This is a genomic window from Alteromonas sp. WD8-37, from assembly GCF_055326825.1.
This window is the reverse complement of record NZ_JBUZOV010000001.1, coordinates 198,452-210,915: the sequence shown is the minus strand read 5'-3', so window position 1 is coordinate 210,915 and position 12,464 is coordinate 198,452. Positions and strand designations below refer to the sequence as shown.

At 52.7% G+C, this 12,464-nt stretch carries 12 protein-coding genes; 8 read left to right on the top strand and 4 right to left on the bottom strand.

Translation table 11 applies throughout. From position 1 onward, the window contains the following. Positions 1-14: 14 nt before the first annotated feature. From ACTUJZ_RS00995 to ACTUJZ_RS00985, 3 genes are read left to right on the top strand one after another with little or no spacing between them, the layout of a single operon-like run. On the top strand, positions 15-923 hold the full coding sequence (locus tag ACTUJZ_RS00995; RefSeq protein WP_463634399.1) for a fructosamine kinase family protein: 909 nt from the start codon (positions 15-17) through the stop codon (positions 921-923). Further along, positions 920-1,681: a pteridine reductase gene (locus ACTUJZ_RS00990; protein ID WP_463634398.1), complete on the top strand. Its 762-nt coding sequence runs from the start codon at positions 920-922 to the stop codon at positions 1,679-1,681. Before ACTUJZ_RS00995 ends, ACTUJZ_RS00990 begins: the two co-directional genes overlap by 4 nt. Next, positions 1,638-2,696, top strand: a complete 1,059-nt coding sequence (locus ACTUJZ_RS00985; protein WP_463634397.1) for a DUF3080 family protein — start codon at positions 1,638-1,640, stop codon at positions 2,694-2,696. The genes ACTUJZ_RS00990 and ACTUJZ_RS00985 overlap by 44 nt, the downstream gene beginning before the upstream one ends. Before the next feature lie 3 nt (positions 2,697-2,699). On the opposite strand, the gene ACTUJZ_RS00980 is transcribed toward ACTUJZ_RS00985, so the two are convergent. Then, positions 2,700-3,776 carry a mechanosensitive ion channel family protein gene (locus ACTUJZ_RS00980; RefSeq protein ID WP_463634396.1) on the bottom strand — a complete coding sequence of 359 codons (1,077 nt, stop codon included), beginning with the start codon at positions 3,774-3,776 and terminating at the stop codon, positions 2,700-2,702. 280 nt (positions 3,777-4,056) lie between these two features. Here ACTUJZ_RS00980 and ACTUJZ_RS00975 point away from each other — a divergent pair, with 280 nt between their 5' ends. Then, positions 4,057-4,614: a DUF924 family protein gene (locus tag ACTUJZ_RS00975; protein WP_463634395.1), complete on the top strand. Its 558-nt coding sequence runs from the start codon at positions 4,057-4,059 to the stop codon at positions 4,612-4,614. A gap of 34 nt (positions 4,615-4,648) precedes the next feature. Here the strand turns inward: ACTUJZ_RS00975 and ACTUJZ_RS00970 are convergent, their stop codons facing one another. Beyond that, on the bottom strand, positions 4,649-5,656 hold the full coding sequence (locus ACTUJZ_RS00970) for an adenosine deaminase (RefSeq protein ID WP_463634394.1): 1,008 nt from the start codon (positions 5,654-5,656) through the stop codon (positions 4,649-4,651). Between the two features lie 329 nt (positions 5,657-5,985). Here ACTUJZ_RS00970 and ACTUJZ_RS00965 point away from each other — a divergent pair, with 329 nt between their 5' ends. Further along, on the top strand, positions 5,986-7,317 hold the full coding sequence (locus tag ACTUJZ_RS00965) for an NCS2 family permease (protein ID WP_463634393.1): 1,332 nt from the start codon (positions 5,986-5,988) through the stop codon (positions 7,315-7,317). A 56-nt stretch (positions 7,318-7,373) separates the two neighbouring features. Here ACTUJZ_RS00965 and ACTUJZ_RS00960 read toward each other — a convergent pair whose 3' ends face one another. Both ACTUJZ_RS00960 and ACTUJZ_RS00955 read right to left on the bottom strand, forming a co-directional pair. Next, on the bottom strand, positions 7,374-7,628 hold the full coding sequence (locus ACTUJZ_RS00960; RefSeq protein WP_463634392.1) for a DUF3862 domain-containing protein: 255 nt from the start codon (positions 7,626-7,628) through the stop codon (positions 7,374-7,376). 167 nt (positions 7,629-7,795) lie between these two features. Continuing rightward, positions 7,796-8,434 carry a TetR family transcriptional regulator C-terminal domain-containing protein gene (locus ACTUJZ_RS00955; protein ID WP_463634391.1) on the bottom strand — a complete coding sequence of 213 codons (639 nt, stop codon included), beginning with the start codon at positions 8,432-8,434 and terminating at the stop codon, positions 7,796-7,798. A 147-nt stretch (positions 8,435-8,581) separates the two neighbouring features. Here ACTUJZ_RS00955 and ACTUJZ_RS00950 point away from each other — a divergent pair, with 147 nt between their 5' ends. The 3 genes from ACTUJZ_RS00950 to ACTUJZ_RS00940 all read left to right on the top strand — a co-directional run bounded on the left by ACTUJZ_RS00950 (position 8,582) and on the right by ACTUJZ_RS00940 (position 12,457). Then, positions 8,582-9,031 (top strand): 2-oxo-4-hydroxy-4-carboxy-5-ureidoimidazoline decarboxylase, encoded by a 450-nt coding sequence (locus ACTUJZ_RS00950; RefSeq protein WP_463634390.1) that lies wholly within the window; start codon positions 8,582-8,584, stop codon positions 9,029-9,031. Between the two features lie 118 nt (positions 9,032-9,149). Next, positions 9,150-10,445 carry a guanine deaminase gene (gene guaD, locus ACTUJZ_RS00945; RefSeq protein ID WP_463634389.1) on the top strand — a complete coding sequence of 432 codons (1,296 nt, stop codon included), beginning with the start codon at positions 9,150-9,152 and terminating at the stop codon, positions 10,443-10,445. 380 nt (positions 10,446-10,825) lie between these two features. Beyond that, the gene (locus tag ACTUJZ_RS00940) at positions 10,826-12,457 is read left to right on the top strand and encodes a methyl-accepting chemotaxis protein (protein ID WP_463634388.1); all 1,632 of its coding nucleotides are present in this window, start codon (positions 10,826-10,828) and stop codon (positions 12,455-12,457) included. Positions 12,458-12,464: the final 7 nt, after the last annotated feature.

The window sequence follows — 12,464 nt, the reverse complement described above, 5'->3', positions numbered from 1 at the left end:
ACTTAACAGCATTCATGGATTTGTCTGAACCGGTACAGCACACCGCTATGTGGCATTTTATCAGCGAGCAGATCAGCCAGGCTACCGCGCGGCCATTTGTGTGCCAGCGAGTGACTCCGGTGGCCGGCGGTGACAGCCACCAAAGCGTGTGTGTACGTGACGATCGCCAGCGCTATTTTGTGAAACTGCGCCCGGCCACCGGCCCCGCCCAGCTGGTGCATGAAGCCGATGGCCTTAAGGCCCTGGCCGCAACCGATACCGTGCACTGCCCCACCGTCATCTGCCACGGGCTTTGCCAGCAAAATGACGCGCCTATTGAATACCTGGTGCTCAGTTACCTGCGCTTTGACAGTCGCCATACCAATTGGCCGCAACTGGCGGCGCAGGTGGCCGCGCTACATCAGGCCCCGCAACCGCAGAGCTTTGGCTGGTCACAGGATAATTTTATCGGCTTAAGCCCGCAGACCAATACTACCTATGAGCACTGGCCGGCTTTTTTTGCCGAACAGCGCATTGGGGCGATGGCTGAGAAACTGGCCCGGGACGGCCTGGCAGTGGCTGAGCCGGATACCCTGGTCGATCAAACCCGTACTATACTCAATGGCCATACCCCGGCGGTCAGCCTGGTACACGGTGATTTGTGGGCCGGCAATGTAGGTTTTTGCTCCCACGGCCCGGTGGTGTTTGACCCGGCGGTGCATCGGGCAGATCGCGAAACTGACCTGGCCATGACCGAATTATTCGGGCGTCTGCCAGAAACTTTTTATGAGCATTACCAGCAGGTTTACCCGTTGCCAGAGGATTACCCCCAGCGCCGGCTGGTTTATCAGCTGTATCATATACTTAATCATGCATTGTTATTTGGTGGCCAGTATCAGGATATGGCAAAATCCACTATTTCACGGATCCAACAACAGCTATGACACAACCTGCACATTCTGACCAGCCTGTGGCGCTGGTCACTGGCGGCGCCAAACGCATCGGTGCCCATCTTGCCAAAAGCCTGCATCAGCAACAATGGCGGGTGGTGATCCATTATCACCAGTCCCAGGCCGATGCCGAACAGCTGTGTCAGGCGCTTAACGCGGTGCGCGAGGGCTCGGCGGCACTGGTGCAGGGTGACTTATGCAACCTTAATGACATCAGCCAGATTGCCAGCAATGCCGAAGCCGCATTTGGCCGCTTGGACTTACTGGTCAACAATGCATCAGCCTTTTACCCCACCCCGCTAGGCGAGGTTACCAAAGCAGACTGGGACCTGCTGTTTGGTAGCAACGTGCAGGGCCCGGTATTTCTCGCCCAGGCGCTAAACGACGCACTGGCCCAACAGCACGGCAATATCGTCAATATGATTGATATGCATATCGACCGCCCCCTGCCCCAGCATACGGTGTATTGTGCGGCCAAAAGTGCGCTGGCTTCGGTTACCCGCTCACTGGCCGCTGAGCTGGCCCCGGCGGTGCGGGTCAATGGTATCGCACCGGGCGCGATCTTATGGCCGGAGCGGGATATTTCAGACAGCGATAAACAAGCTCTGCTGGCCAGCATTCCCTTGCAATCCTTGGGCAGCCCGGCTCATATTGCCCACGCCCTGCAGTTTTTAGTCGACGCTAAATATGTCACCGGCCAGATTGTGTATGTGGATGGCGGACGCAGCATTGCCTCAAATGCCAGTGTGTAACTGGCTTGACTTGCTAAGATGGGCGACGTTGGCTGGCTGCGCTTTGCTGGCAGGCTGCGCCGAGCATTCGGTGGTCGATGACATTGAAGAATATCAAAGCCGCTTAAGCCGGGTGCTGGACACCGACTATGCAAGTAATGTGAAAATTCCGCCACTGTCTTATCCCCCTTCGGATCAGTTGCAGCAAGACGTACCTGAATTCAGCGTAAATTTGCGGGAGTTTTACCGCTTACAGAAATGTGAGCTGGGTACGCTGGTAGCCGAGCGCAATACCGCACTGGGCAAAACCGCCCAGCCGTCGCAACGCTTTGTCTACGAAACCCGGTTATTACAGCAACTGGCCAGTTGCAGTGCACAATTAGAGGATAAAGCATTGGCCAGCAAGCTGACTCAATGGCGCCAGGCAAAACTAGCCCAGCGTCCGATTATCTGGGCCAATCTGGTGCAAACCAGCCAGGAAACCCGGGCAACTTTTTCTCGCAGTGGGCAGTTACTTACCGCCGAAAAGAACCCCGACGCTGGTGCCGCCATCTCGGCGCTTAATTACCTCGAGGCCATCCGCCAGGATGTTGATAAGCCTTTGGAGGGGCTGGAAAATGAGCTAAAAGTGCTGGACTCGGCACGCTTACCAGCCAAAATCTGGCGCACCCAGCGTGCGCTGGCCCTGACTCTGGAGCCGTTGACCGCCATGCTGGCCACCCAGTTGCCGCTACAGCAATGCCCACAGGGTAAAGCCTCCCCGGAGGTAGAAATATTGCGTAATGTGTTTTACCTGTTTTTTATTGAAAAGATCCAGCCGCTGGGCAGCAAATTGAATCAGTATCACTACCAGCTGCTGCCACTCTGGCAAGCCTGGCTTGAGCAGCCCGCGCTCAGCGCGCCGTTTAAAGCCTATTTACAGCGCCAGGCCATTGACGGCTTTGCCCAGTATCAGGCGGCCATTCAACAGCACGTGACATTGTGGCAAACGCTGTTCGCGCGTTGTAACTTATCGCCGCAGGCGCCGTCGGCCTGATCATCACAAAATATTTTGTCCAGCATCCGGGTCACGGGCCTGGGCCGCCTGATGCCGAATGGTGTCATTTTCACTGCTGACATCTTCATTGTCTTCAACCGCCGGTTTACGGTGCTCGATTTTACTTTGATTTGCATCCCGCTCGCTTGGCAAGGCGTCCTCCTGCCGGCTGGATGCCTGTTGATCGGCCGCTGAACTTCCCGCCTGCACCACAGGTACGCCCTGCGGGAATATGATTTCGCGGGCGTCGTCTGGCATGCTGATCCCTTGCGCGGTAAAGGTTTCTACCACTTTGCGCATCAACATCGAGGCCATTTTCAGCAGGCTGTTTTGCTCTGCATTGACCCAGAAATAGATCTTAAGATTCAGGCAAGATGCCCCCAGGTTATCGATCAGCACTTGCGGCTCGGGCTCATCCAGCACCTCAGCCTGGTCACGCAGGATCGCCATTGCCAGGCGTTGAGCCTGTCGAACATCGCTGTCGTAACCCACACCAACGATAAAATGCCCACGCATATTGGGATTAGCAGTAAGGTTCTTAATGGTGCCTTTGTAGATGGCAGCATTAGGGATCTGAATATGGTTGCCGTCAAAATCCACCAGCGTGGTGGCCCGGGCCGTGACTTTTTGTACCACCCCCACATGCTCATCTATTTGCACCACATCCTTTAAGCGAAACGGGCGCTGCACGGTGAGCAGCAAACTGGAGATAAAGTTTTCGGCGATATCACGAAAGGCAAAGCCCAGGATAATACCTACTACCCCGGTACCACTGACCACGGCCACCGCAAAACCGGTCAGCCCGGCCAGCTGTAGAAATAAATACAGCCCCAACAATACGATCAAAATACTGATGCTGCGACGTACAACAGAACGAATTAACGAACTTTGGGTTAACGTCCCAAACGGGCGAATGGCCAGCCGCGATATCGGACCAGCTAACAGTGCACAGCCTAAAAATATACCCAGGCCTACGCCCAGTGCTGGCAGTCGCTCCAGGGTTGTTTGCCAAAAGTCCACCAGTGGGTCGGTAGCAGTGCCAGAGCTGATGAATCCAAGTGATACGTACGTAGCTGCCATGAGCTGCCCTTTGTTTGATGGTAAAGAAGAACTGCTGGTTACCTGGCCGGGAACTACTGCGGCCAGTGCCGATATTTACGCATCGCTAAGATGCCCGGCTCACTTACCGGGCCGTTTTGCGCTGTGTAAAATCATTCGTTTTTTATTTACCTACCAATTACTTGTAAAACACTAGCGATAATTACAGAACTGTACTACATAAGTGTTGATTAAATTTTATCCTCATTCACAATAAGAACACCATGCTGACTAATTTTTCACCAGGTGCAAGGGAGACTCTATGGAAGCTGCGTCTTTAATTACGGTTGAAGAAGCCACGGAAGTGCTGTCGTTTTGGTTTGATGAGTTGGAACCGGCGCAGTGGTTTAAAGCCGATGACGGGCTGGATAGCTTAATTCGCTCGCGCTTTGATAAAGTGCATGCCGCCGCCGCCCGCGGTGAATTGTGGCCGTGGCGGGCTACTCCGCATGGCCGGCTGGCGGAAGTCATTGTACTGGATCAGTTTTCCCGCAACTTGTACCGCCATACCGCCACTGCATTTGCCTTTGATACGGTCGCCCTGGTGCTGGCCCAGGAAGCCATCAGTGTGGGCGCTGATAAAGCGTTGACTCCGCGCCAGTTACCATTTTTGTATATGCCGTTTATGCATAGTGAATCGTTAGCAGTGCACGATGTCGCCATGGAGTTGTTTGATGTACGCGGGCTGGAAACCCAATTGGATTTTGAGATTCGTCACCGGGATATTTTGCTGGAGTTTGGCCGCTACCCGCAACGCAATCAGGCCCTGGGGCGCCAGTCCACTGACGCCGAGCAAGCATTTTTGAGCCGTAGCAAATAAGCGTTTTAGCCAGCCGTTTGCCTGGCCCGCGAGTTTACTGTTCAGGGTGTTGCATCACCCGATCGACCCAGTATTGCTGCTGCGCCGCCGGCAAAAAACTGGCTTCGAAACTGTTGGCCACCATCTGGCGCAATTGTGTTTCATTCATACCCAGCGCGTCGTGCAACACCTCAAAATTTTCATTCAGGTAGCCGCCAAAGTATGTGGGGTCGTCGGAATTGACAGTGACCACCACCCCTTCGGCCAGCAATTTCAAGATGGTATGGGTGCGAATATCCGGGGTTACCTGCAATTTAACATTGCTTAGCGGGCAAACGGTGAGCGGGATCTGACGGTCTTTGAGCAAAGCCAGTAACTCGGGATCTTCCATACAGCGAATACCATGGTCGATACGGTCGACTTTCAGCACCTCCACTGCCTGCCAGATATAGTCGGCCGGGCCTTCTTCGCCGGCATGCGCGACCACCTGAAAACCCAGGTTGCGCACCTGCTCAAACACCCGGGCAAATTTCTCCGGTGGATGACCCAATTCTGAGCTATCCAGCCCTACGGCGGTGATCATCTCGTAATAAGGCTTGGCGTCCTGTAGCGTGGTAAATGCCTCTTCTTCGCTTAAATGACGTAAAAAACACATGATAAGATTGGTGGTAATCCCCCACTCTGTATTGGCCTGGCGCATGGCACGTAAAAAGCCTGGCATAAACACATCAAAGCCTATACCGCGCTGGGTGTGGGTTTGCGGATCGAACATGATTTCTGCATGAACAATGTTTTGCTCACGGCAGTGGGTCAGATAGTCCCACATCAGCATATAAAAATCGTCTTCATCGCGCAGCACCGCCGCGCCGGCATAATATATATCCAGAAAACTTTGCAGATCTTTAAACTGATAGGCTGCTTCAATCTCAGCAACACTGTTGTAGGGCAACGCCATCTGATGTTTTTGCGCTAACTGCCACAAACGGCTGGGTTCCAGCGAGCCTTCAATGTGTAAATGCAGCTCAGCTTTTGGCAGGGTGGCAATTAACTTCGAAATGCTCATACAGCCTCTTTGTTACCAGATTGAATTAACAAACATATAACACAGTAAGGATTGCACCGGGCGATGTGTTCACGCACAATTGCCGGCAATTCACCGCGTTGACCTTATTGCTCTGTCATTTTAGTGACTAAACGCATGTCGTGAAAGCCGTTTTGATAAAAAAACCGACACCGGACTGTAGACGGTGTGGCCCATAAGGCCATCTTCATCAATTCTTAGCGATAGTGTATCGCGGTGCTGACCAGTGCATCACCCGGTACACCCACCGCCTGACTAACTGGTCAAGTTCTTACGCTCTGTTATCAATTTAGTGTCTGTTGAGAGAACGCATGACCGCACATCTGTTAGAAAAACTGTTTAAACTTCAAGCCAGCGGCACCACCGTGAAAACCGAAGTGATTGCCGGCCTGACCACATTTGCTGCTATGTCATACATTTTGGTGGTCAATCCTGGCATTCTGGGCTTAAGTGGTATGCCCATAGAAGGTTTGATCACTGTCACCGCATTGTCAGCCTGTATTGGTACGCTGTTAATGGCACTGATGACCAATTATCCGGTAGCCCTGGCACCGGGCATGGGTCTTAATGCTTTTTTTGCCTTTACCATTTGTATGACCCGGGATGTGCCGTGGGAAGGGGCGCTGGGCATTGTGTTCTGGAACGGCATTTTATTTTTATTACTCACCCTGACCGGCGTGCGCACCAAAGTGGCTGAGGCCATTCCGGCGTCGCTGAAAATTGGTGTGCAGTGCGGGATTGGTTTGTTCATTGCGTTTATCGGTTTAAAGAATGCCGGTCTGGTTGTTGATCATCCAGCCACCTTTGTGACCTTAGGCGATCTGTCTAAGCCGGCGGTCATGCTGGCTCTGGCGGGTATTTTGCTGACCATTGTGGTGGTAATGAAACAAATTACCGGCGGTATTCTGCTGTCGATTGTGGTGCTTAGCTTGATTGGCCTGTTTATTCCCACCGAAGAAGGCATGCTCACCGCCACGCCTGACGCGCTGGTTGGCTTACCCGACAGTATCGCACCCACCTGGCTCGCGATGGACCTGTGGTATCCCATCACCAATTTTGCCAATACCTGGGACCTGATTTTTGCCCTGATGTTTGTCAATATGTTCGATACCATCGGTACCCTGATTGGTGTGTCGCGCCGGGCTCATTTGCTTGATGAGCATGGCAAACTGCCAAAAATTGGTAAAGCCATGACCGCCGATGCCACTGCCAGTGTGGCCGGTGCAGCTTTGGGCACCTCGCCGGTCACCAGCTATGTGGAATCGGCTGCCGGGGTGTCGGCAGGCGGGCGCACCGGCCTGACCGCAGTGGTAGTGGCGATGTGCTTTTTGCTGGCGCTGCTGTTTACCCCGTTAATGAAGGTCATTCCATTGATGGCCACTACACCGGCTTTAATCATGGTGGGCATTTTAATGATGGACTCAATACGGCAACTGGATTTTGATGATCTTGGTGCGCTGGCCACCGCTTCGGTGGCATTACTGGCCATGCCCCTGACCTTTAGTATCAGCGAAGGTATTGCACTGGGATTTATTACCTATGTGACGGTAATGCTGGGCACCGGTAAAGCACGCCAGGTAAGTATGCTGACCTACGCCTTGGCGCTGATATTTTTGCTGCGCTATGCACTTGATTTGAAGTAGCAACGACCGGCTGGCATGAGAACAAAGCCGGTGGTTGTCCACCGGCTTTGCTGTTATTACAATCCTTCGTACGAGAACGTAACGGCTTTGTTTGACATAAACATAATCTGAATATGTTTATCATCTTCACTGCCCCAGATACAGCTCACTGTACCCAGTGACTTGCTACAGCTATCTGCTTCGCCCAGTACTTTCTCCACCTCATCCTGAGACATTCCCATTTCTAGTTTTTCATAGTTTTCTTTGTTCAGCTTTGAACACCCGCTCAGCATCACTGCCAGGCATAACAGAGCTGCAACACGCTTCAACATATGTTGACTCCTATTGCTTATGAAACCCCAGGTTGTTGCAGGTGTATTGCCGGTCACATACAAATATCGCAGCGATGCATCTTGTATATTAGAAATACACCATACTTTATCATGACCCGCGAAGGCCATTATGGCAATAAAAAATCGGCAAAAATAAGGGGATCCCCCTATTGATATTTTGCTGGCACGGATAAACCACAGCCAGTCAGCACCAGCTGGATCAGGTTGCGGGTGGCTTGTTCAAATTCAGCAGCATTCATTGCCGTGCCCCGCAGGCGCAGGATTTGCGTAGCAAAATCGGCATAATGCTGGGTGCTGGCCCAGATGGTATACAACAGATAATGTGGGTCAGTGGGCTGCATTTTGCCTTCAGCAATCCAGGCCTCAATGATGGCCACCCGGCCTGCCATCCAGCTGACATGTTCCTGGGTAAAATAATCATCCAGATTGGGTGCCCCATTGATGATTTCCATGGCGAAGATGCGCGACAGTCGCGGGTGGGTGCGGGACATCGCCATTTTTTCACTGATGTATTCGGCCAGCGTGATCGCCGGGTCATCGGTGGCGGTAGCCTTATCGAAGCGGGAGTTCCACAGGCTCAAGGTGCGTTTTAAAATCGCCAGATACAAAGCTTTTTTGGATTTAAAATAATACAGCACATTGGTTTTGGGCAGGCCGGCTTTGTCAGCAATCTGCTGTACCGCTGCGCCTTTAAACCCATGCTGAGCAAATATGTGCTCAGCCGCCTGTAAGATGATTGCCCGGTTTTTTTCGCCTACCGGAAGCGCACTGGTCGGCTTGTGCATCGCTTACGTCACTCACTGCTGTGGATTGCGGTCATAATTCTGGCCGGTATCATACCCATTGCGCTGCAAATTTCCTACTGTTCCGGCCAGCCTGAATTATACTTAGTGCATCACTGATTTTGTTGAACAAGGCACAGGCCTGTAGCTATGACACTGGATAAACTTAACCGCCTGTCGGTGGCGGGGGCGACTGAATGGTTCAGCCAGATTTGCCCGGCGCGAAACTGGATTTGCCAGATGGTCGAGCACCGCCCTTACCCGTCGACAGATGAACTTTTTGAGGCTGCCACGTACCACTGGCAGACTCTGTCCCCCTGCGACTATCGCGAAGCGTTTGCTGCCCGGGCCCTGATCAGCGCCCGGGATTTTACCCACGTCGATGACACCAGTACCCAGGTGCTTAAAGAACTTAATCATGCCTACATGAAAAAGCATGGCTTTATCTTTATTACCCGCCAGGCTGACCGCTCGCTGGATGCCATCATCGCCGAATTGTCGCATCGCATTGAAAATCCTACCGCACAGGAAACCGCCGCCGCAGCCGAGATTGAATACGCCCATATGCGGCAACGGCTGGCCTTTGAGCTGACCGGTTGACGCCAGAGCGGCTTGCACAACCGCCCTGTTGCGCTGTAAACTCCCGCAGCAAACGCCTATGCTGTGCTTGCCGGCCCTGTGCTGATTTTTGGAGTTTTTGCGTTTTTTGAGGTTGTAAGTGTCCCACCGCCAGCTATTTCGCGCCAGTATTGCGCATTTTCCCGAGTCTACCGTCACCCCGGATGACGCCCTGCAAACCTTTGCAGATGGCGCGCTGGTGATTAGCGACGAGCAAATCGTGGCCGTGGGCAATTATGCTGATCTGCACCCTGAGTACCCCGACGCCCAAATCCATGATCATCGCGGCAACTGGATCCTGCCAGGATTTATCGACAGCCATCTGCACTATCCGCAAACCGAAATGATTGCCCGTTATGGTAAGCAATTACTGCACTGGCTAGAAAGCTACACCTTTCCCACCGAGCATAAGTTTTCTGATCCAGACTATGCCAATGCCTTATCGGCGGTATTTTTACGCCAACTGTTAAAGCACGGCACCACCACCGGGCTGGTATTTGGCACTGTACATGCCCATGCCATCGACAGTCTGTTCAATGCAGCCAGCGATATTAATATGGCAGTGGTGGCTGGCAAAGTGTGCATGGATCGCAACTGCCCCCCGTGGTTGCAGGATACTGCAGACTCGGCCCAGCAAGACAGTGCCCGGCTGATTGATACCTGGCACCAGCGCGGGCGTAACCTGTATGCGCTGACGCCGCGCTTCGCACCTACCAGCAGCCAGGCACAAATGCAGGCATTAGGTGAACTGGCTCAGCACTACCCGGATGTGTTTGTGCAAACCCATTTGTCTGAAAACATGGACGAGATTGAATGGGTAAAATCATTGTACCCGGAGCACAATGGCTACCTGGATGTGTACGATGCTTACCACATGGTGCGTGCGCGCTCGGTATTTGGCCATTGCATTCATCTTACCGATGAAGAATGGCACCAGCTGGCTGAGCGCGGTGCCACCGCCGCCTGCTGCCCCACTTCCAATACCTTTTTAGGCAGTGGCTTGTTTAATTTTGAAAAAGCCCGCCAGGCCAATGCAAATGTGGTCTTGGCCTCCGATGTGGGCGCCGGCACCACCTTTAATATGCTTAACACCTATGGTGAAGCATACAAAGTAGCTCAGCTACAACAGCAAAGCCTGTCAGCCTACCAGGGTTTTTATATGATGACTCAGGGCGCCGCCGCAGCGTACGGGCTTACCGATACTATTGGTAACCTCAATCCAGGCAGCCACGCCGACTTTGTGGTACTGGAACCCGGCTTTGATGAGCTAACTCAGGCGCGTATGGCCGACAGTGCCTCGGCCGGCGATATGCTGTTTGCTATGAGCATGCTGGGTGATGATCGCGCCATTGCTGAAACCTGGGTGGCAGGTGTACGCCAGCATCAGCGGAATTAGGCAAACGAGCCAGGCCAAAAGATACTGATCGCCCAAATGGTATATTAAGTAACACCCAAATTGCTATCGTCATACTTTAAAAACAAATCAACACCCGCCGACTTTTTTGGAAAAAATTAACTAATTTTCATGCCTTTAGCATTCTCATCCTGCAATCCTTATTCCCTGTGGTTTTTCGTTCATCTGTAAGAAACCTCGACACCAGCTTGTACAAAAATCTTTCTGTTGTAAGATATGCTTGCGCTTTTTCAGGTCATTACGGTTAGCCAAAAAACGTATACCAGAAAATACCCGGAAAAGTAATGATACTATTGCCCGCCTAAACCCATATTTTTCAGGCTTTAGTACGGCTAACCTTCCATCCCTGCTAAGGATTTCACATGGTGCACTTTCTTCGACGTTTTTCTTTAGGTGTTCGCTCCGCGCTGGCTTTTGGAGCGATCGGGCTCATTGTATTATGCCTTGGCGTGTACGCGCTTAACGAAATGGGCAAGCTGAACGACCAGTTGGATTATGTGACCCAGCAGCGCATTCCCAGCACCGAGCTGGTGAACAGTATCGACCGCCAGTTTTTGCGGGTACGTGTGCACACCGCTAACGTAGAGGCCGCTACCACCGATGCTGATCGTCAGCGCTATTTGCAACGCCTGGCCGACGCCAAACAAATTTTGCAGGTTAACCAACGCAAATTACAGACTTTGGTGGAAAGTGATGAAGCCCAGCAGTTACTGGACAATTATCAGCAACTGGACGAGCGCTACTGGGCGTTGCACGACGATTATCTGGCGTTGATCCAGCGTGGTGCTGAACAGCAGGCCAAGCAATTGCGCCGCGACGAACAGTTACCTTTAACCGGTGAGATTTCGCGGGCGCTGGATGCTTATCTGAAATATCAGGCCAAAAAGGTTGACCTGGCGACGGTCACCGCCGAGGAGGTCAGCCGTACAGCGACTACCGCCATTATTGTTGCCATTGGCTGCACGGTGGCGCTGGTGGCCTTATTGTCTGTGTTGTTCACTCAAAGCATTGTGCCGCCGATTCGTAAAGCCCTGGCGGTGGCTGAGCAGATCTCGCGTAAGGATCTTACCGCTGTCATTCGCCCGGAAGGCAATGATGAAATCACGGCCTTGTTAACGCAGTTGGAGCGCACACAGCAAAGCCTGCGTGAATCTATATTTGCCATCGTACAGTCATCTGAGCAGCTGGCCACCACTTCCGAAGAACTGAGCTCGGTGACCAATGATTCAACGTCTCATATTCGCGGGCAGAATGAACAGGTTGAACAAGCCGCGTCAGCCATCACACAGCTCACCGCCGCCATTGAGGCGGTTGCTTCTGATGCACATCAAGCTTCACAGTCTTCTGATCTGGCCAATGAAAAAGCCCGCCAGGGCGGCCAGCAGGTGCAGCAAACCGAACTGGCTATCGAAAAGCTGACGGAAGAGATGACCACGTCGTCAGGCAAGGTCACCACCCTGGCCAAAAAGGTTAATGAAATTACCAAGGTGTTGCAGGTGATCCGTGATATTGCTGAGCAAACCAACTTGCTGGCCTTAAACGCGGCCATCGAGGCGGCGCGGGCAGGCGAATCAGGCCGCGGATTTTCTGTGGTGGCTGACGAAGTGCGCGCACTGGCTAAGCGCACTCAGCAGTCTACCAGCGAAATTGAAGACTTGGTCAGCGCTATTAATAGCTCGTCCGCCGAGTCGGTTTCAACGATGCAGCAAAGTGTGGAACGCGCCGGGGAAACCCTGAAAATGGCCAAAGATGCCGAACTGGCGCTGGCCGATATTGAAGCCGCTGTGGCAGAGATCCAAAACCGTAATGCCTCGATAGCCGACGCGTCAGAGCAACAGGCAGAAGTCTCACGAATTGTGGATCAAAATTTGGTTCGAGTGAAAGATCTGTCCAGCTCAACCGCCTCAGGTGCTGCGCAAACTAATGCCTCAGCTGATGAACTGGCCCGTCTGGCAGCGGCGCTGAATGAATTAACCAACGCCTTTAAGCTGTAACCGGCCG

What these genes read in the sequence shown, in the direction of transcription:
- ACTUJZ_RS00995 (WP_463634399.1), top strand. Translation starts at nt 15, where the DNA reads ATGGATTTGTCTGAACCGGTACAGCACACCGCTATGTGGCATTTTATC.
- ACTUJZ_RS00990 (WP_463634398.1), top strand. Translation starts at nt 920, where the DNA reads ATGACACAACCTGCACATTCTGACCAGCCTGTGGCGCTGGTCACTGGC.
- ACTUJZ_RS00985 (WP_463634397.1), top strand. Translation starts at nt 1,638, where the DNA reads ATGTGGATGGCGGACGCAGCATTGCCTCAAATGCCAGTGTGTAACTGG.
- ACTUJZ_RS00980 (WP_463634396.1), bottom strand. Translation starts at nt 3,776, where the DNA reads ATGGCAGCTACGTACGTATCACTTGGATTCATCAGCTCTGGCACTGCT.
- ACTUJZ_RS00975 (WP_463634395.1), top strand. Translation starts at nt 4,057, where the DNA reads ATGGAAGCTGCGTCTTTAATTACGGTTGAAGAAGCCACGGAAGTGCTG.
- ACTUJZ_RS00970 (WP_463634394.1), bottom strand. Translation starts at nt 5,656, where the DNA reads ATGAGCATTTCGAAGTTAATTGCCACCCTGCCAAAAGCTGAGCTGCAT.
- ACTUJZ_RS00965 (WP_463634393.1), top strand. Translation starts at nt 5,986, where the DNA reads ATGACCGCACATCTGTTAGAAAAACTGTTTAAACTTCAAGCCAGCGGC.
- ACTUJZ_RS00960 (WP_463634392.1), bottom strand. Translation starts at nt 7,628, where the DNA reads ATGTTGAAGCGTGTTGCAGCTCTGTTATGCCTGGCAGTGATGCTGAGC.
- ACTUJZ_RS00955 (WP_463634391.1), bottom strand. Translation starts at nt 8,434, where the DNA reads ATGCACAAGCCGACCAGTGCGCTTCCGGTAGGCGAAAAAAACCGGGCA.
- ACTUJZ_RS00950 (WP_463634390.1), top strand. Translation starts at nt 8,582, where the DNA reads ATGACACTGGATAAACTTAACCGCCTGTCGGTGGCGGGGGCGACTGAA.
- ACTUJZ_RS00940 (WP_463634388.1), top strand. Translation starts at nt 10,826, where the DNA reads ATGGTGCACTTTCTTCGACGTTTTTCTTTAGGTGTTCGCTCCGCGCTG.